Genomic DNA, 19,143 nt, shown 5'->3' on the forward strand with positions numbered 1-19,143 from the left:
TCAAAATCTAGGGCAGATTGCCGCAGCACGACATAGATACAGTTCTGTCACCTATTTGCCTCACTTTTTGCGACAAGACCGCCCGAGGGGCGGAAACAGCGCTGTCGAAGGGCAATGAATTATCGGTGCCGGGTGCGCGTATCCTGATTCGAACAATCGGTATCAATAGCTGTATTCGGCGTAGATCCGGGTCAGGTCGCCGTGCCAATCGCCGTGGTAATGCTCCAGCAATTCGTCCGCCGGGGTCTTGCCGCTTTCCAGCGTGTCCTTCACGGCCGAGAGGAAATGCGTCTCGTCCGGGACCAGCCCGCCGGCGCCGGGCACCGCGCGCGCCTTCAGGCCGGCTTCGGCGATCGCCACGACCTCGCGCGCGAGGTCGAGCATCTTGATCCCGCCGGCGCCGCCGGCCAGCCCGTCCACCGAGGCCGAGACCCGCAGCGCCTCGCGGGTTTCCGCGTCCCAGTCCTTGACCAGATCCCAGGCGGCATCGAGGCTCGACTGGTCATAGATCAGCCCGACCCAGAGCGCCGGCATCGCGCAGAGCCGCCGCCACGGCCCGCCGTCGGCGCCGCGCATCTCGATGAACCTCTTCAGCCGGGCCTCGGGGAAGATCGTCGTCAGATGGTCGGCCCAGTCCGACAGCGTCGGGATCTCGCCCGGCAGCGCGGGGAGTTTCCCGGCCATGAAATCGCGGAACGACTGGCCGCGGGCGTCGATGTAGTTGCCGTCCCGGTAGACGAAATACATCGGCACATCGAGCACGTAATCGACATAGCGCTGAAAGCCGAAACCATCCTCGAAGACGAAGGGCAGCATCCCGGTGCGGCTGTCGTCCAGGCTGCGCCAGATCCGGCTGCGCCAGGACTTGTGCCCGTTGGGCTTGCCCTCGAAGAAGGGCGAATTGGCAAACAGCGCCGTCGTCACCGGCTGCAGGGCCAGCGAGACGCGGAACTTCTCGACCATGTCGGCTTCCGAGCCGAAGTCGAGATTGACCTGCACCGTGCAGGTCCGCCGCATCATCTGCTTGCCATGGGTGCCGACCCGGCCCATGTATTCGTTCATCAGCACATAGCGGCCCTTGGGCATCAGCGGCATCTGCTCATGCGTCCAGATCGGCGCCGCGCCCAGACCGATGAACCCCACCCCGATCTTGTCGGCCACCTCGCGGACCTCGCGCAGATGCTCGTTCACCTCGTCGCAGGTCTGGTGGATCGATTCGAGCGGCGCACCCGACAGCTCCAGTTGCCCGCCGGGTTCCAGCGAGACATTGGCGCCGTCCTTGATCAGCCCGATGATGTTGCCGGCCTCCAGCACCGGCTCCCAGCCGAAACTGTCGCGCAGCCCTTCCAGCACCGCCTTGATCGAGCGCTTCCCCTCGTAGGGCAACGGCAGCAGCGTGTCCTTGCAATAGCCGAATTTCTCGTGCTCGGTCCCGATCCGCCAGTCGGCCTTGGGCTTGCAGCCTTCGGCCAGATATTCGGCCAGTTGCTCCGGCCGTTCGATCGGTCCGCCACCGGATTGGGGTATAGACATGTCACAGGCTCCGGCGCGGGTTACGGGATGCCAGAGGTGTGGGCTTTTGGCGCCGAAGTCAATGCGGGGCGGCGGGTTCTCTGGCAGGTCCGCCGCGTTGCTTCAGTGCAGCGCCGAGGGAATCGCCACCGCGTGGCTCAGAGGCTTGGGCGATTGCCAGATCACCACCCGCTTGCTGGGGGATTTCTTCAGCTCGGCCAGCATCCGCTCGGTGCGGATACCGTCGAGCGCGGCAAAGACGTCGAACAAGGCATCGGCACCCTGCGCGGTGGTCGGGATCGCCAGCGGCGGCTGGCCGTTCTCGGTGAGCAGCCAGCTGGCATGCGGCCGCGCCTTGGGGTCGAGCTCGACCAGCGCGATGTCGTTCACCGCGATGGTGCCGCCGTCGTTGGGTCCGAAATAGGTCACCTGGCCTTCGGTCACCTCGACCAGCCCCGGCCCATCCGAGCCGATCCGGAACCGGGCGCGCTGAATCCCGGCAAAGGTCAGCACCGCACCCGCCACCGTGAAAGCATAGCCGAGCATTTCCGCGGCGCCTTCGCTGCCGATCGCGCCCCAGAGTCCGAAGCCTCCGACAAGCAATCCGGCCAGCGTCTCGCGCCAGCGCCACAGGCCGCTTCTGACTTCAGGACGAATGAAACTCATCTCCAGTCACCTACTGCATTCTGCCACAGGGCCAATGCCGCAACGGCGGCAGTATCGGCCCGCAATATGCGCGGACCAAGGCGGATTTGTGTCACGAATGGCTTTGCCAGTAGCTGTGCCCTCTCGGCACCGCTGAATCCGCCCTCGGGTCCGATCAGCAGGGCCCAGGGACCGGGGGCCGCGTTGGCGAAGGCCGGACCGGGCGGGGCGGATTCGTCGCAGAAGGCCAGCCGCCGGTCCTCGGGCCAGCCGGTCAGCAGCTTGCCCAGCTTGGTCAGCTCGGCCACCGGCGGCACGAAGGTCGCGCCGCATTGCTCGGCGGCCTCGCGGGCATGAGCCTGCAACCGGTCCTGGCGGATGCGTTCCGAATTGGTATGCGCGGTCATGACCGGCAGGATCCGCGCCGCCCCCATCTCGACCGCCTTCTCGACGATGAAATCGGTCCGCGCCTTCTTGATCGGTGCAAAGAGCAGCCAGAGGTCGGGCGGCAGGCCCTGTTCGCGGGTCTGATGCTCGACCACCGCCAGCCCGCGGCGCCTGTTGATCTCGATCAGCCGCAGCTGCCATTCGCCGTCCCGCCCGTTGAAGGCCAGAAAGACCGAGCCGGCCGCCTGCCGCATCACTGTCGAGAGGTAATGCGCCTGGTCTTGCGACAAGGCCACGGATTGCCCCGGGGCCAAGGGCTGGTCTAGGTAGAGGCGAAGAGACGCTTCGGACATGCAATCAATCTATGACCGACCCCGTGACATTGCCAGAGAGTGATCGGCCCGAAGCGACCGGACAGGTTGCCGACGCCACCGACAACTGGGTCGATCGCCTGGCGCCGCCCGCCACCCGGCCCTATCTGCGGCTGAGCCGGGCCGACCGTCCGATCGGCACCTGGCTGTTGCTGCTGCCCTGCTGGTGGGGGGCGCTGCTGGCTGCCGGGACGGTGGGCTACAGCTGGACCGTGCTCTGGGTCTTCGTCGCCTCGGGGGCCGGGGCCTTTCTGATGCGCGGCGCCGGCTGCACCTGGAACGACATCACCGACCGCGACATCGACGGCAAGGTGGCCCGCACCCGGTCGCGGCCGATCCCTTCCGGCCGGGTTTCGGTCAGGGCCGCGGCGGTCTGGATGGTGGCGCAGGCCGGGCTGGCCTTCCTGATCCTGCTGACCTTCCACCCGCTGGCGATCTGGCTGGGCGTCGGCTCGCTGGCACTGGTGGCAATCTACCCCTTTGCCAAGCGCTTCACCTGGTGGCCGCAGGTGTTCCTGGGGCTGGCCTTCAACTGGGGCGCGCTGCTGTGCTGGGCGGCGGTGACCGGCAGCCTGAGTGCCGCGCCGGTCGCGCTGTATCTCTCCGGCATCATGTGGACGCTGTTCTACGACACGATCTATGCGCATCAGGACAAGGAGGACGACGCCTTGATCGGTGTCCGCTCGACGGCCCGGCTGTTCGGCGCCGCGACCCACGCCTGGCTGCGCGGCTTCCTGGTCGCAACGGTCATCCTGATGGGGGTGGCGGTGATGCTCGCCTACGGGCCGGGGCGCAATGTCCTGGCGCTGGTGCTGGCGCTGGCGGCACCCTGGGCGATGGGCTGGCATCTGGTCTGGCAACTGCGCCATCTCGATACGGAGGATCCGGAAAACTGCCTGCGCCTGTTCCGCTCGAATCGCGACAGCGGCCTGATAGCTGGGCTGTTTCTTGCCTTGGCAGCGGCTCTTTGATTGCAGCCCCGCGGCCAACCGCCTAGACAACGGCGAGCAGCAACAACCCCCAGCCCCAGATGAACGCCATCGCCCGACGCCTTCCCGCCATCACCGCCCTGACAGTGGCCGCCATCCTGGCGATCCTGGCCTCGGGCCTGCTGGTCAGGATGATCGAGGCGCGGTCGCTGTCGGATGTCGTCCAGGTGCTGCGTCTGTCCGGCTATGACTGGGCGCGGGTCTCGGTCGATGGCCTGCAGGTCAAGGTGATGGGCACGGCGCCGTCCGAGGCGATCCGCTTTCGTGCACTGACCGCCGCCGGAACCGTCGTCGATTCCGCCCGGGTGCTGGACCAGATCGACGTTGTCGAAGCGCAGATCGAGCCGCCGCATTTCTCGATCGAGGTGCTGCGCAACGAGGATGATTTCTCCCTGATCGGCCTGCTGCCCAAGGCCATGGACCGCGATGCCTTCCTGGCCCGGGTGAACGAACTGTCGTCCGGGGGCGAGGTGGTGGACCTGCTGGAAAGCGCCGACCATCCGGTGCCCGAGGGCTGGGACCGCTCGGTCGAATACGGGCTCGATGCTCTCGAGATGCTGGCGCGGGCGAAAATCTCGATCTCGGCCGATCAGGTCAAGGTCTCGGGCATGTCCGACAGCCTGTCCGACAAGCATCGGCTGGAATCCGAACTGGCCCGCAAGGCGCCGGACGGGCTGAAGGTGGCGCTCGACATCACTGCCCCGCGGCCGGCGATCACCCCCTTCACCCTGCGGTTCCTGATCGACGGCAACGGTCGCGCCCGCTTCGATGCCTGTTCGGCCGATACCGCCGAGGCGCAGCGCCGCATCGTGCAGGCCGCGCTGGCGGCGGGGATGGCGGGCAAGACCAATTGCGTGATCGGCATGGGGGCGCCCAGCCCGCGTTGGGCCGATGCGGCGGTGCTGGCGATCGGCGCGGTTAAGGAACTCGGGGCCGGGGCGGTGACGATCTCGGATGTCGATGTCTCTCTGGTGGGCCGCGAATCCACGCCCAAGGACAAGTTCGATACCGTGGTCGGCAAGCTGGAAAACCAGCTGCCGGAAGGATTTTCGCTGACTGCCGTGCTGCCCGAGAAAGTGGTGATCGACGGCACCGGCGAAGGCGATGGCCCGCCCGAATTCCTGGCCGACCTGGATTCCGAGGGCATGCTGACGATGCGCGGCAAGCTGCGCGACGACCGCGAGAAGGCGGTGGTCGAGGGCTATGCCAAGGCGCTGTTCGGCGCCTCCAGCGTGCAGAATGCCACCCGGGTGGACGACAGCGTGCCGGAAGACTGGCCGCTGCGGGTGCTGGCGGCCCTGGAATCGCTCGAGGGCATTGCAGAAGGCGGCATCGTGGTGCAGCCCGATTATCTCGAGGTGCATGGCACGACCGGCGATCCCGAGGCACGGGCGAATGTCTCGCGGCTGCTGTCGTCGAAGCTGGGCGAGGGGGCGAATTTCGACATCGCCATCACCTACGAGAAAAAGCTTGACCCGGTCCTGGGCCTGCCGACGGCCCAGGAATGCGTGGACCAGATCAACGCGGTCCTGACCTCGAAGAAGGTCAGCTTTGCCCCCGGCTCGGCCGAGATCGACGAGGACGCGGCCGAGACCTTGGACAAGATCGCCGAGCTGATGAAGAACTGCGACGAATACCCGATGGAGATCGGCGGCCACACCGACAGCCAGGGCCGTGAAGAGATGAACCAGCAGCTCAGCCAGAAACGGGCCGAGGCGGTGCTGGACGCGCTTCTCTCCCGGCGGGTGCTGACCACCAACCTGACCGCCCGCGGCTATGGTGAGGATGCCCCGATTGCCGACAACGGCACCGAAGAGGGGCGCGAGGCCAATCGGCGGATTGAATTCCGGCTGATCTCGGAGGATGAAGAGGCCGACGCTGCGGAAGATGCGGGCGCGGACGATGCCGCTGGCGACGGTGCGGGCACCGATGCCGCGGGTGCGGACGATGCAGGCGCGGCGGATGAAAGCGGAGACAAGCCATGAACCGGACGGAATTCATTGTCGCGACGGCGATCGTTCTGTTTCTGGCCTTTCTGTTCGGCTGGTTCGCGCATTGGCTGATCCACCGGTTCACCCGGATCAACCAGTCGGAAATGGGCGAAGTGGACAAGCTGGCGCAGCAGCTGCACGAGGCCGAGGAAGCCCGCGAACAGGCCATCACCTGGTTTCAGGATCGCGAGGCCGCCCACGCCAACCAGTTGGCCCAGACCGAGGCAGAGCTGCGCGCCGCCATGGAAGGTCTGCGCGAGGCGCGGGCCGAGGCCGAGGAACTGCGCGCCTATATCGAACGGATGAACGCCAGCTAGGCGGCGGCGCTATCCGGCTTCCCGGCGGCTCCGGTCGTCAGTAGCCCGCGGCCCGATCGACCCGGTAGAGCAATGGCTCTCCGCTCTCGTTGCGGCGGATGTTTTCGGCAATCACCTTCGAGGCGGTGGCGGGCCTTGTCGTCGCGGCGACATGCGGCGTCACGGTGACGCGCGGATGGGCCCAGAAGGGATGATCCTGCGGCAGCGGCTCGGTGCGGAACACGTCCAGCGTGGCATGGCCGATCCGGCCGCTGTCCAGCGTCGCGATCAGCGCCGCATCGTCGATCAGCGCCCCGCGGCCCGGGTTCACGATCACCGCCCCTTCCGGCATCAGCGCCAGCCGCCGCGCATCGAGGATGTTCTCGGTCTCCGGCGTCTTCGGCAGCAGCAGCACCAGGATCTCGGACCGGCGCAGCACCGTCTCCAGCCCCTCGGGCCCCGACTGGCAGTCGATCCCCGGCACGTCCCTGGCATTCCGGCTCCAGCCCGACACCGGGAAGCCCAGCCCCGCCAGCGCCTTGGCACAGACCTGCCCCAGCTCACCCAGTCCGAGCACGCCGATCGGCCGCTCATGGGTCAGCGGCGGATGGGTCGGCTTCCAGAGGTGGCCGGGATTCACCACATGCGCGTCGAGCCCGACATGATGGCGCAGGACATGCGCCACCACCCATTGCATCATGCCCTCGGCAATGCCGACATCCACCATCCGGCACAGGGGCTGGGTCAGGGTCGGGTTGCCGACCACCGTCTCGACCCCGGCCCAGAGGCTGAGCACCGCCTTGGCGTTGGTGTAGACCGAGAAGTCGCTGATCGGGCCGCTGGGTGCGAAGACGAGGTAATCGACGGTCTCCGGCGCCCAGTCCGCCGTGCCGACCGGGGCCAGGTCGGCCTGCAGCCCCTGCGCGGCCAGTGCCTCGGGCAGGACCTCTGCATAGTCGGCCCAGAAATCGGGCGGCGCCGAGAACAGAATTCGCAGCGTCATGCCCGGGTCCGCGGCCGGTGGACATGGGCGCTCTGCACGATGCCGAAGCCCAGCAGCAGGATCAGCATCGCGGTGCCGCCATAGCTGACCAGCGGCAGCGGCACGCCGACGACGGGGGCAAGCCCCATGACCATCGACATGTTGACCGCGAAGAACAGGAAGAAGGTCCCCGCAAGCCCCAAGGTGACCAGGGCTCCGAACCGGTCCTTGTTGTTTAGTGCCGAGGAGATGCAGAACAGGATGATCAGCGCATAGACCGCCAGCAACGAGACGCCTCCGATAAAGCCGAATTCCTCGGCCAATGTGTTGAAGATGAAGTCGGTGTGTTTCTCGGGCAGGAAGTTCAGCCGCGACTGGGTGCCCTGCATGAAGCCGCGCCCGGTCCAGCCGCCCGACCCCATGGCGATCTTCGCCTGGGTGATGTGATAGCCCGCCCCCTGCGGCGCCGAGGAGGGGTCGAGAAAGGTGTCGATCCGCAGGAACTGGTAGTCCTTCAGCAACTGCCACGAGGTCCCGCGCGAGGCCAGGACGGTGGTCACCAGCGCGATGCCCGCCGCGATCACCCCGCCGAAATACCACAGCGACACGCCGGCGGCGAACATCACGATGCCGCCGCCCATCACCAGCAGGATCGCGGTGCCGAGGTCGGGCTGGCGCAGAACCAGGAAGGCCGGAACCAGGATGATCGCCAGCGGCACCAGCACCCAGAGCGGATGCGAGACCTTGCGGATGTCGAGCCAGTCGTAATAGGCGGCCAGCATCATCACCAGCGCGATCTTCATGATCTCGGAGGGTTGCAGACGCAGAAAGCCGAGGTCGATCCAGCGCTGCGCGCCCTTGCCGGTCTCGCCGAACTGATCGACCCCGATCAGCAGCACCAGCGCCACCACATAGGCCAGCCCGGCCATGTTCCGCCAGAACCAGATCGGCACCATGGCAATCACCAGCATTGCCGCCATGCCGATGCCGAACCGTACCATCTGCGGCTTGGCCCAGCGGTCGATATCGCCGCCCGCCACCGAATAGAGCATCAGGAAGCCGAAGCCCGCCGCCGCCGTCAGCAGGATCGCCAGCCCCCAGTTGAAATAGAGCAGCTTCCGCAGCCCGGTCGGGACCGTGGTGACGTTGTATTCAAGATAGCTCATCCGTTCGAGACCTCGCCGTTGCTGGCGTCGGCGGTGCGCAGCTTCAGCGTCTTCTGCCGCTCGCGGATCGTGTTGCGCTGGTTCGCCGGATAGGCTTCGAGCGGCGGTGTGCCGTCGAACAGGGCCTGCAGCAGCATGTCGCGCGCCACCGGTGCCGCCACCGCCGAGCCGCCGCCACCATGTTCGACGATCGTGGAACAGGCGATCTCGGGCGCTTCATAGGGCGCGAAACAGACGAACAGGGCATGGTCGCGCCGCTCCCAGGGCAGGCTCGCGTTGCTCGATACGCCGCGGGCCCGTTCGGCGGCGGTGATGTTGCGGACCTGGCTGGTCCCGGTCTTGCCGCACATCCGCTTGTCGTCGTCGTCGATCCGGCTGGAGAACGCGGTGCCGCGGCGGTTGTTCGAGACATTGAACATCCCGCGCCGGACCACCCGCAGATGCTCGTCGGCGACACCCAGCGGCGGGGCCGGTTCGACCGGAAGTTCTTCGCCGTCGATCGCCTTGATCAGCCGCGGCTTCAGCGCCAGCCCCGAGGCGATCCGCGCCGTCATCACCGCCAGCTGGATCGGCGAGGCCAGCACGAACCCCTGACCGATCCCGGCGTTCAACGTATCGCCGACCAGCCATTCCTCGCCGCGCCGTTCCCGTTTCCAGGCCTTGTCCGGCGCCAGCCCTTCGGACATGCCCGACAGCGGCAGGTCGTGCCGCTCGCCCAGGCCCAGGCGCCGCGCCATGGCGGAAATCCTCTCGATCCCGACCCGTTCGGCAACATCGTAGTAGTAGACGTCGCAGGACTGGGCGAGAGAGTTCACCGCGTCGATCGAGCCGTGCCCCGCCCGTTTCCAGCAGTGGAAGCGGCGCCCCGAACGGTCGACGTGGCCGGGGCAGTAGACGGTTTCTTCCGGCTCGATCACCCCGGCATCCAGCGCCGCCAGCAGGGTCACCAGCTTGAAGGTCGAGCCGGGCGGATAGGCCCCCTGGGCCGCCTTGTTGGCCAGCGGCCGATAGATGTCGTCGGTCAGGGCGCGATAATCGGCGACCGAGATGCCGCGCACGAACTTGTTCGGGTCATAGGACGGGGCAGAGCCGACCGCCAGAAGATCGCCGTTGCGGCAATCCATCAGCACCGCGGCGGCGCTTTCGCCGGCCATCCGGGCCTGGACATAATTCTGCAGGCCGGCGTCGACGGTCAGGGTCACGCTGCTGCCTGGGTCCCCGGGGTGGCGGCCCAGTTCGCGCATCACCCGGCCATAGGCGTTGACCTCGTTCTGCAATTCGCCGGCCTTGCCGCGCAGGATCTGTTCCAGCTTGGCCTCGACCCCGACCTTGCCGACCGGGAACTTCGGGATGCCCAGCAGCGGATCGTCATCATCGGCCAGATAGCCCTTGGTCAGGTCATAGTCCGAGACCGGCCCGACATATCCCGCGACATGGGCGAAATCCTTGTCCAGCGGATAGATGCGCGACAGCCCGACCTCGGGGGTGATGCCGGGCAGGGCCGGGGCGTTGACCGCGACCTTCGACAGATCCTCCCAGCTCATCCGGTCGGCGATGGTCACCGCGACATTCGGCGCGCGCTGCTTGATCTCGGTCCGGACCCGCTCCAGATCGTCGGGGTCCAGCGGAATCAGCGTGGCCAGCCGGTCCAGCACCGCGTCGACGTCCTCGACATTCTCGCGCACCATGACGATCGAGTAATTCTGTTCGTTCCCCGCCACGATCACGCCACGGCGGTCGAGGATCGGCCCGCGGGCCGGGGGCAGCAGGCGGATCTGGATCCGGTTGCCCTCGGCCAGCAGGCGGAACTTGTCGGCCTGGTCGACCTGCATGTAATGCATCCGCAGGGCCAGCACGCCCATGAAGCTCAACTGTGCTCCGCCCAGCAGAAGCGCCCGGCGCGAGACCCGGCGGGTCGAGCTTTCGACATCGCGCGGAGATCGTCTCATAGCCGGTGTCCCAGGGCATCGACCTGGCCGGGTGCAACCTTGCGCACCCCCAGGACGGTTGCTGAAATCAGCACCACCGGCGGATAGACCAGGATCGTCGAGATCAGCTGGATCAGATAGAGCCCGATGGCCGGCTGAACCACGAAGAACACCGCCAGCACCAGCCAGTAGAGCAGCACCACCGCCGCCATGACCACCGAGATCACGCCCCATTCCAGCAGGAAGGGCAGGTCGCGCCAAATCTGGTTGCGGGCCCGCAGCAGTTCCAGCGCCAGCACCACCAGCGCCGCCCAGAGCCCGGGCGGCCGCTGCAGGATCAGATCCGCCATCAGCATGACCGCACCAGCCAGCAGCGGCGGCAGGTAATCCGGTCGCCGCAGCCCCCAGGCCATCGTGATCGCCAGCAGCACGTCCGGCCCGGCCCAGCCACCTGTGACCAGCGAGATCGGCAGGAGCTGCACGAAGATCACCAGGACGGCAAGGCCAAGGAACATCAGCCAGTAGACCGCGCGATATGAACTGAGTCGATCACCCATCTGACGCTGCCGCCTCCGTCTCGGTCGGCAGGGGGAACACCGGCGGGCCGGAATGGACCAGGCCGCCCGGATCGCTCAGCGAGTCCGCCTTGTGGCTGCGCAGCACCCTGAGGAATTCCAGCCGCTGGTAATCCGCCGCCAGCTTCACCCGCAGCCGCCCGTCGGCGCCCAGGACCGCCTCGCCGACCAGCAGCCCGGCCGGGAACACGCCGCCGTCGCCCGAGCTGACCACGCGGTCGCCGGGCCGGACCAGTTCGGGATGCTCCAGGAACTCGATCGGGGGCCGGGGCGAGTTGTCGCCGGCGATGATCGCCTTTTGCCCCGAGGGCTGGATCGACACCGGGATACGGCTGTTGGAATCGGTCAGAAGGATGACCCGGCTGGTCGATTTTCCGACTCCGGAGATCCGGCCCACCAGCCCGACCCCGTCCATCGTCGCCCAGCCGTCGACGATGCCGTCACGCTGACCGACGTTCAGCAGCACCGACTGGCGGAACGGGCTTCCGCTGTCGACCAGAACCACCCCGGTAACAAAGGTGAATTTCGGGTCCAGCCGGACCTTGTTCAGGTCGAGCAGCTTGGCGTTCTCCTGTTCCAGTTGCAGTGCCGCTTCCTTCCAGCTCTTCATCTGCTGCAATTCGCGCCGCAGCTCCTGGTTCTGTTCGTAGATCCGGGTATAGCTCTGGAAGTCGGCGATCATCCCGGCGGCCTTGGTGACGGGCACGAGCGCCCAGTCGAAACTGGGCACGACGCTGTCAACGAAGGCGGTGCGGAACCGCTCGACGCGCGGCGAATCGATCCGCCAGATCAGAAACATGCCCAGCAGGAATATGACCAGTGTCCCGACCAGAATGCGCCTGATCGGGCGGACATAGGTCTCGCCGGTGCCTCTGTCGCGTGCCACCTGGGGTCCCCTCGGGCGGTCTGTCAGCTTTCGTAGTCTATCACATGCCGAAGCTGTTTTTCATATTCCAGCGCCTTGCCGGTGCCGAGCGCCACACAATTGAGTGACTCGTCCGCGACCGAGATCGCCAGTCCGGTCTGTTCGCGCAGCGCCAGATCCAGTTCGCCCAGCAAGGCGCCGCCGCCGGTCAGCATCACGCCGCGATCGACGATATCCGCCGCAAGGTCGGGCGGCGTGGCTTCCAGCGCGGTCATCACCGCTTCGCAGATGGTCTGCACCGGCTCGGCCAGCGCCTCGGCCACCTGGGCCTGGTTGATCTCGGTTTCCTTGGGCACCCCGTTCAACAGGTCGCGGCCCCGGATCTGCATGCTGGCGCCGCGCCCGTCATCGGGCATCCGCGCGGTGCCGATGCTGGTCTTGATCCGCTCGGCCGTCGATTCGCCGATCAGCAGGTTCTGCTGGCGGCGCAGGTAGTTGACGATGGCCTCGTCCATCCGGTCGCCGCCGACCCGGACCGAGCGGGCATAGACGATGTCACCCAGGCTCAGCACCGCCACCTCGGTGGTGCCGCCGCCGATATCCACGACCATGTTGCCGGTCGGGTCGGTGATCGGCATCCCGGCCCCGATGGCCGCCGCGATCGGCTCGGCGATCAGGCCGGCGCGCCGGGCACCCGCCGACAGAACCGATTGCCGGATCGCCCGCTTTTCCACCGGGGTCGCGCCATGCGGCACGCAGACGATGATCTTCGGCTTCGAAAAGGTGGTGCGTTTGGCGACCTTGCGGATGAAATGCTTGATCATCTCTTCCGCCACGTCGAAATCGGCGATGACGCCTTCGCGCATCGGCCGGATCGCCTCGATGCTGCCCGGGGTCCGGCCCAGCATCAGCTTGGCATCTTCACCGACCGCGAGCACCTGCTTGCGCCCATCCTTGACGTGATAGGCGACGACAGAAGGCTCGTTCAGGACGATGCCCTTGCCACGCACATAGATCAGCGTGTTCGCGGTCCCGAGGTCGATGGCCATGTCCGACGAGAATAGTCCGCCCAAGCTCCACATATGTCTCTAATGTCCCATGCCCTTCAAGCCCGCGACTCTGGCCGAAGGCAGGTGGCCTTATAGGAGCCGGGGCCTATCTGGGAAAGGGCAAATCCTGCGGAAGGAGGCGTGTTCTTGCCCATGCCGAGGGGCAGGGGCCCTGCCCGGCACCTTTCCGACCGGCAGCTCGCGGGCCTGGTGCCCCGCCGGACCCTGCGTTCGGGCCTGGTCCGCGCGACCACCGGGCGGAGAAGGGGCGACCGATCCGGCGACAACACTTTTTCTTGAAGCGGGGGCACGGCGGGGCGGCACGGCGTCCCGTGATCGATGCGCTCGTCTTCGTTCCGGTCAATCTGTGGAGGACCGGGCGGCGCGGGCCGAACCGCTGCCGCCCGCCCGATCTTGTCGGCGCCGCCTATCCGGCGTCGCGCATCGTCACCGACTTCACATCGGCATTGGGCGCGGTCTTCTGGCGCCGCACGATCAGCTTGTTCAGCGCCTGGACATAGGCCTTGGCCGAGGCGACCACCGTATCGGTGTCGGCGGCCTGGCCGACCGCGATCCGGCCATCCTCTTCCAGCCGGACCGAGACCGTCGCCTGCGCATCGGTGCCATCCGTCACCGCATGAACCTGATAGAGCGCCAGGGTCGCCTGATGCGGGAACACCTTCTGCACCGCATTGAAGGTGGCATCCACCGGCCCGTCGCCCGTCGCCGTCACCTGATGGTCCTTGCCGTCCACCGACAGGATCAGATCGGCCGATTGCGGGGCCTCGGTGCCGCAGATCACCCGCAGGAACTTGACCTGCAGATGGTCGTGCCCGTCCTCGGACGACTGGTCGCGCATCAGCGCCAGCAGGTCGTCGTCGTAGACTTCCTTCTTGCGGTCGGCCAGCGCCTTGAAGCGCACGAAGACATCCATCAGCTGGTTGTCCGACAGCTCGAACCCCAGTTCCTTGAGCTTCGAGCGCAGGGCCGCCCGGCCCGAGTGCTTGCCCATCACCAGATTGGTCGCGCTCAGCCCGATGTCGGTGGGCCGCATGATCTCGAAAGTCTCGGCGTTCTTCAGCATCCCGTCCTGATGGATGCCGCTTTCATGGGCAAAGGCGTTCTTGCCGACGATCGCCTTGTTGTATTGCACCGGAAAGCCCGAAATCGTCGCCACCCGGCGCGAGATCGCCATGATCTTGGTCGTGTCCACCTCGGTGGTCCAGGGCATGATGTCGTGGCGCACCTTCAGCGCCATGACGACCTCTTCCAGCGCGGTGTTGCCGGCCCGCTCGCCCAGGCCGTTGATCGTGCATTCGATCTGCCGGGCCCCGGCCTCGACCGCCGCCAGGCTGTTCGCCGTCGCCATGCCCAGGTCATTGTGGCAATGGGTGGCAAAGATCACCTCGTCGGCGCCCGGCACCCGCTCGATCAGCATCCGGATCAGATCGGCGCTTTCGCGCGGCGCCGTATAGCCGACGGTATCGGGAATGTTGATCGTGCTGGCCCCGGCCTTGATCGCGATCTCGACGGTGCGGCACAGATAGTCATGCTCGGTCCGGGTGGCGTCCATCGGCGACCACTGGACGTTGTCGCAGAGGTTGCGGGCATGGGTCACGGTCTCGTGGATCCGGTCCGCCATCTCGTCCATGGTCAGGTTCGGGATCGCCCGGTGCAGCGGCGAGGTGCCGATGAAGGTGTGGATGCGCGGGCTCTTGGCATGGCGCACCGCCTCCCAGCAGCGGTCGATGTCCTTCTCGTTGGCGCGGGCCAGCCCGCAGATCGTCGCGTTCCGGCTCAGCTTGGCGATCTCGGACACCGCTTCGAAATCGCCGATCGAGGCAATCGGAAACCCGGCCTCGATGATGTCGACGCCCATCTCGTCCAGCATCTGGGCGATTTCCAGCTTTTCCTCATGGGTCATCGTCGCGCCGGGCGACTGTTCGCCGTCGCGCAGGGTGGTGTCGAAAATCAGGACGCGGTCCTGCTTGATGTTGGTCATGGTCTTGGTCCTTCTGTTCCTTGGCGTGGTTGACCGGCGCTTCTCACCTCTGAGCGGTCGCGCCGAAAGGCACGCTCAGAGGCGGCTAAGGAGAAGGAGACCACGCAGGGAAATCGGCGCACAGGCTTCTGCCAGGGCGTCCGGGGCCGTCATATGAACCTGCGCTGTCATGGGGCGCGAGAATAGTCGGGGAGCGGGTCTTGGCAAGAGGAAATTCGGAGTTTTTGCAGCCTCTTGGCGTGCTTTCTATCCGACACGCCCGGTCAGCACCGCCTGTGCCCAGTCCTCGCGTCCCCTGGCCCGGGCCCGCGCTGCCATCCGGGCGGGGTCATAGGGCAGGGCGCGAAAGCTGACCGCGTAGCCGCCGGGTGCAGGGTCGAGGATCGCATAGCGGGCCTCCGGGCTGGCCATCTCGACCCGATGCGGCACCGGCAGGGTATCGGAATAGGCCGGGCAGCCGACGCTGCCGGGATTCAGCACCATCTGCCCCGAGGCGAGCCGCACCAGACGCGGAACATGGGTGTGACCGCAAAGGATCACCGGCCGGGTCACTCCGCCGGCAAGCTCGGCCACCTCGCCGGCTCCGCGCAGCGCGACATGGCCTTCGGGCGTGACCCGGTCCAGCCAATAGGTCAGGTCGTCGCCCGGCACCGCATGGCAGAGGAACAGGTCGTCCATCTCCAGCACCGGCGGCAGGCCGCGCAGCCACTCCAGCGCCGCGCCGGGCAGGTCTTCATGCGCGGCGAGGTCCGAGCGGCCCATCCGCTCCGGGGTCTGTTCGATCAGGAAACGGTCGTGATTGCCGCGTACCGTGGGCATCGGACGGGCCGCCAGCATATCCCATGTCTCGGCCGGCGCCAGCGGCCCCGAGAAGCAGTCGCCCAGGTTGACCATCCGGGTGATGCCCTGGGTCTCGATATCGGCCAGAACCGCGGCCAGCGCATCGGCATTGCCGTGGATATCGGCCAGAACCGCGATCCGGGTCATCCCGGCCCGTCCCCGCGGCGATCCGCCGGCGCCGTCCCGTCTACTCCGAGCCTTCGGCCGGCGCCGCCGCATCGGCCGGCACCAGGGTTCCGTCGGTCAGCGCGCCGTTCTCCCACTTGCCCTCGGCGGTTTCGCCCGAGGCATAATGGATCACCCCGTTGCCCTGCCGCTTGCCGGCCTTGAACTCGCCTTCGTAGACATCGCCATTGGCATAGGTCGCCTTGCCCTGGCCCTCGATCTGGCCGCCCTTCCAGTCGCCGACATAGGTGAAGCCGTCAGGCATCGTGATGGTGCCCTTGCCTTCACGCTGGCCATTGACGAAGCCGCCCTCATAGACCGTGCCGTCGGCATAGGTCGCCTTGCCGATGCCGTTGCGCTGGCCGTCCTTCCATTCGCCTTCGTAGACATAGCCGTCGGGATAGGTCATCTTGCCCTGGCCGTGGTTGCGGGCGTTCTTGAACTCGCCCTCGTAGACCAGCCCGTTGGTGTAGCGCGCGACGCCCTTGCCTTCGATGATCCCGGCCTTCCACTCGCCTTCGTAGCTGTTGCCGTCGGGATAGAGGATCTTGCCGACCCCATCGGCAAGGTTGTCGCGGAAGTCGCCTTCGTAGATCGAGCCGTCCGGGTAGGTCACCTTGCCCTTGCCCTCGATCTTCCCGGCATTCCAGGCGCCGACATAGAGATAGCCGTCCACCCCGTGGAAGGTGCCCTGGCCCTGGCGCTGGTCGGCCACGAACTCACCCTCGTAGACCTCGCCATTGGCATAGGTGACCTTGCCCTTGCCCTGGCGCTGGCCGTTGACCAGCTGGCCCTCGTAGACATCGCCGTTGGCCTGGGTCAGCTTGCCGATCCCGTTGATCTGGCCGTCCTTCCACTGGCCGACATAGACCAGCCCGTCCGGCATCGTCAGGGTGCCCTCGCCGTCGCGCTTCCCGGCCTTCAGCGTGCCTTCGTAGACCGAGCCGTCGGGATAGGTGATCTTGCCGCGGCCTTCCTTGACACCGTTGACCCATGCGCCTTCGTAGACATAGCCGTTGGCGCTCTCCATCCGGCCGATGCCGTGGTGCAGCGCATTCAGGAAGCCGCCTTCGTATTTGACCCCGTTGGCATAGACCGCCACGCCCGAGCCGGTGATCTTGCCATCGACCCAGTCGCCTTCGTAGGTGCCGCCATCGGCGAAGGTGATCTTGCCGATCCCTTCCGGCTTGCCATGCGCAAAGGACCCTTCGTAGATCGAGCCGTTCGGGAACCGCGCCACGCCCTGGCCCTTGATCTCGCCATTGACCCATTCGCCGGTATACTCGTAGCCGTTCGGCAGCCGGTAGCTGCCCTGGCCATGCTGCTTGCCGTCCTTGAACGTGCCTTCGTAGACCCCGCCGTCCTCGTATTGCTTGATCTCGACAGCGCCCGAATCCTGCGCCGATGCCGGGCCCGGAAGACCCGCCGCACCGAAGAGCGAGACCGCGAAAGCCGCCGCAGCGACGCCTGCAAATGCCTGTTTTCTCTGCACCTTGATCCCCAGCCCTGTCGTGCCCGCTCACCCCGCCGTTGACCCCGGGGCAATTGCGGGCCGAGACTAAAGGAGCCTCTCCGGCGAGACAACGGTTTTCCCGTGCCGCGGTCCGGCGGGCGGCGTGGCGCCGCTCTTCCGCTCGCGGCGATCTCTGCTAAGACATGGGCCGGACCGGCAGAGAACAACGGGGACGGGCGGCGCATGGCCGAGACTTTCAGGATCACGATCGCGCAGCTGAACCCGACGGTCGGCGACATCCGCGGCAATGCGGCCAAGGCCCGCGACGCCTGGGCGCAGGGCAAGGCGGCGGGGTCCGACATCGTGATGACCTCGGAAATGTTCCTGACCGGCTATTCCAGCCAGGACATGGTGAAGAAACACGCCTTCACCCGCGACGCCATGCACATGGTCGAGACCCTGGCCCGCGACTGCGCCGAAGGCCCGGCCCTGGGCATCGGCCATCCCTGGCTGGAGGGCGAGAAGGTCTTCAATGCCTTCTCGGTGCTGCAGGGCGGCCAGCTGGTGGCGCGGATGCTCAAGCATCACCTGCCGAACTACACCGTGTTCGACGAGGTGCGGCAGTTCTCTTCCGGCCATATCACCGGCCCCTATCGAATCGGTCCGGCGCGGATCGGCACCCCGATCTGCGAGGACGCCTGGTTCCCGGACGTGCCCGAGACCCTGGCCGAAAGCGGAGCCGAGATGCTCTTCGTCCCCAATGCCAGCCCCTATTACCGGGGCAAGTTCGGCCGGAGACAGTCGATCATGGTGGCGCGGGTGATCGAGACCGGCCTGCCGATGGTCTATCTCAACCAGGTCGGCGGCCAGGACGACCAGATGTACGACGGCGGCTCCTTCGTGCTGAACCCCGGCGGGCGGCTGGCGGTGCAGCTGCCGGTCTTCGACGAGGCTCTGGCCCATGTCGATTTCGAACGCACCGAACAGGGCTGGCGGGCGAAGGAGGGCGGCAAGGCGGCCTTCCCCGACGAATGGGAGCAGGATTACCGCGTCATGGTCGAGACCCTGCGCGACTACCTGCGCAAATGCGGCTTCGGGAAGGTGCTGCTGGGCCTCTCGGGCGGGGTCGATTCGGCGCTGGTGGCGACGATCGCCGCCGATGCGATCGGGCCGGAGAACGTGCGCGGGGTGATGATGCCCTCCGAATACACCTCGACCCATTCGCTGGAGGATGCCCAGGCGGTCGCCGATGCCCTTGGGCTGCGTTACGACACGATCCCGATCTCGGGGCCGCGGGCGGCGGTGTCCGAAGCGCTGGCGCCGGTCTTTGCCGGTACCGAGCCGGACCTGACCGAGGAGAACATCCAGTCCCGGTTGCGCGGCCTGATCCTGATGGCGCTGTCGAACAAGTTCGGCGAGATGCTGCTGACCACCGGCAACAAGTCGGAAGTCGCGGTCGGCTATGCCACGATCTACGGCGACATGGCGGGCGGCTACAACCCGCTGAAGGATCTGTACAAGACCCGGGTCTTCGAGACCTGCCGCTGGCGCAATGCGCATCACCGGCCGTGGATGCTGGCGCCCGCAGGCGAGGTGATCCCCGACCGGGTGATCTCGAAACCGCCCTCGGCCGAGCTGCGCGCCGACCAGAAGGACGAGGACAGTCTGCCGCCCTATCCGGTGCTCGATTCGATTCTGGACGGGCTGGTGGACCGCGAGGCCTCGGTCGCCGATCTGGTCGCCGAAGGGCATGACCGGGCGACGGTGAAGAAGGTCGAGCATCTGCTCTATCTGTCGGAATACAAGCGCTTCCAGTCGGCGCCGGGGACCCGGCTGACCAAGCGGTCCTTCTGGCTCGACCGGCGCTACCCGATCGTCAACCGCTGGCGCGACGACAGCTAGGGCCCGGATCGCCCCGCGATCCGGC

16 protein-coding genes are annotated in these 19,143 nt (G+C 66.8%); 4 read left to right on the forward strand and 12 right to left on the reverse strand.

Going from position 1 to position 19,143, the window contains the following annotated elements:
• Window positions 1-162: 162 nt before the first annotated feature.
• The 3 genes from NUW50_RS20070 to NUW50_RS20080 form a co-directional block, all read right to left on the reverse strand.
• Window positions 163-1,533 (reverse strand): glutamate--cysteine ligase, encoded by a 1,371-nt coding sequence (locus NUW50_RS20070; RefSeq protein WP_258290963.1) that lies wholly within the window; start codon window positions 1,531-1,533, stop codon window positions 163-165.
• Window positions 1,534-1,635: 102 nt separating this feature from the next.
• Window positions 1,636-2,178 (reverse strand): hypothetical protein, encoded by a 543-nt coding sequence (locus NUW50_RS20075; RefSeq protein WP_258290964.1) that lies wholly within the window; start codon window positions 2,176-2,178, stop codon window positions 1,636-1,638.
• Complete coding sequence (locus NUW50_RS20080) at window positions 2,175-2,897, reverse strand: 16S rRNA (uracil(1498)-N(3))-methyltransferase (RefSeq protein WP_258290965.1); 723 nt, start codon at window positions 2,895-2,897, stop codon at window positions 2,175-2,177. The genes NUW50_RS20075 and NUW50_RS20080 overlap by 4 nt, the downstream gene beginning before the upstream one ends.
• An 11-nt stretch (window positions 2,898-2,908) precedes the next feature.
• Here NUW50_RS20080 and ubiA point away from each other — a divergent pair, with 11 nt between their 5' ends.
• The 3 genes from ubiA to NUW50_RS20095 are packed head-to-tail and all read left to right on the forward strand — an operon-like array spanning window position 2,909 to window position 6,212.
• Complete coding sequence (gene ubiA, locus NUW50_RS20085) at window positions 2,909-3,886, forward strand: 4-hydroxybenzoate octaprenyltransferase (RefSeq protein WP_258290966.1); 978 nt, start codon at window positions 2,909-2,911, stop codon at window positions 3,884-3,886.
• A 59-nt stretch (window positions 3,887-3,945) separates the two neighbouring features.
• Entirely contained in the window at window positions 3,946-5,889 is a 1,944-nt protein-coding gene (locus NUW50_RS20090; RefSeq protein ID WP_258290967.1) for an OmpA family protein, read from the forward strand.
• Entirely contained in the window at window positions 5,886-6,212 is a 327-nt protein-coding gene (locus NUW50_RS20095; protein WP_258290968.1) for a hypothetical protein, read from the forward strand. Before NUW50_RS20090 ends, NUW50_RS20095 begins: the two co-directional genes overlap by 4 nt.
• Window positions 6,213-6,249: 37 nt before the next feature.
• Here NUW50_RS20095 and NUW50_RS20100 read toward each other — a convergent pair whose 3' ends face one another.
• The 9 genes from NUW50_RS20100 to NUW50_RS20140 all read right to left on the reverse strand — a co-directional run bounded on the left by NUW50_RS20100 (window position 6,250) and on the right by NUW50_RS20140 (window position 17,255).
• Window positions 6,250-7,194, reverse strand: coding sequence for a 2-hydroxyacid dehydrogenase (locus NUW50_RS20100; RefSeq protein WP_258290969.1), 945 nt, complete (start codon window positions 7,192-7,194; stop codon window positions 6,250-6,252).
• Window positions 7,191-8,339, reverse strand: a complete 1,149-nt coding sequence (gene rodA / locus NUW50_RS20105) for a rod shape-determining protein RodA (protein ID WP_258290970.1) — start codon at window positions 8,337-8,339, stop codon at window positions 7,191-7,193. Before rodA ends, NUW50_RS20100 begins: the two co-directional genes overlap by 4 nt.
• Window positions 8,336-10,288, reverse strand: coding sequence for a penicillin-binding protein 2 (gene mrdA, locus NUW50_RS20110; RefSeq protein WP_258290971.1), 1,953 nt, complete (start codon window positions 10,286-10,288; stop codon window positions 8,336-8,338). Before mrdA ends, rodA begins: the two co-directional genes overlap by 4 nt.
• Window positions 10,285-10,824 (reverse strand): rod shape-determining protein MreD, encoded by a 540-nt coding sequence (locus NUW50_RS20115; RefSeq protein ID WP_258290972.1) that lies wholly within the window; start codon window positions 10,822-10,824, stop codon window positions 10,285-10,287. The genes mrdA and NUW50_RS20115 overlap by 4 nt, the downstream gene beginning before the upstream one ends.
• Complete coding sequence (mreC, locus tag NUW50_RS20120) at window positions 10,817-11,728, reverse strand: rod shape-determining protein MreC (RefSeq protein ID WP_258290973.1); 912 nt, start codon at window positions 11,726-11,728, stop codon at window positions 10,817-10,819. Before mreC ends, NUW50_RS20115 begins: the two co-directional genes overlap by 8 nt.
• 23 nt (window positions 11,729-11,751) lie before the next feature.
• Entirely contained in the window at window positions 11,752-12,789 is a 1,038-nt protein-coding gene (locus NUW50_RS20125; RefSeq protein ID WP_258290974.1) for a rod shape-determining protein, read from the reverse strand.
• Between the two features lie 394 nt (window positions 12,790-13,183).
• Window positions 13,184-14,758 (reverse strand): 2-isopropylmalate synthase, encoded by a 1,575-nt coding sequence (locus NUW50_RS20130; RefSeq protein ID WP_258290975.1) that lies wholly within the window; start codon window positions 14,756-14,758, stop codon window positions 13,184-13,186.
• A gap of 246 nt (window positions 14,759-15,004) precedes the next feature.
• Window positions 15,005-15,745, reverse strand: a complete 741-nt coding sequence (locus NUW50_RS20135) for a metallophosphoesterase family protein (protein ID WP_258290976.1) — start codon at window positions 15,743-15,745, stop codon at window positions 15,005-15,007.
• Between the two features lie 40 nt (window positions 15,746-15,785).
• Complete coding sequence (locus NUW50_RS20140; RefSeq protein ID WP_258290977.1) at window positions 15,786-17,255, reverse strand: MORN repeat-containing protein; 1,470 nt, start codon at window positions 17,253-17,255, stop codon at window positions 15,786-15,788.
• A gap of 204 nt (window positions 17,256-17,459) precedes the next feature.
• Between NUW50_RS20140 and NUW50_RS20145 the strand changes: the two genes are divergently transcribed.
• Window positions 17,460-19,118: an NAD+ synthase gene (locus NUW50_RS20145; protein ID WP_258290978.1), complete on the forward strand. Its 1,659-nt coding sequence runs from the start codon at window positions 17,460-17,462 to the stop codon at window positions 19,116-19,118.
• Window positions 19,119-19,143: the final 25 nt, after the last annotated feature.

It is taken from the genome of Frigidibacter sp. ROC022 (assembly GCF_024723735.1).
Lineage (GTDB): Bacteria > Pseudomonadota > Alphaproteobacteria > Rhodobacterales > Rhodobacteraceae > SLM-1.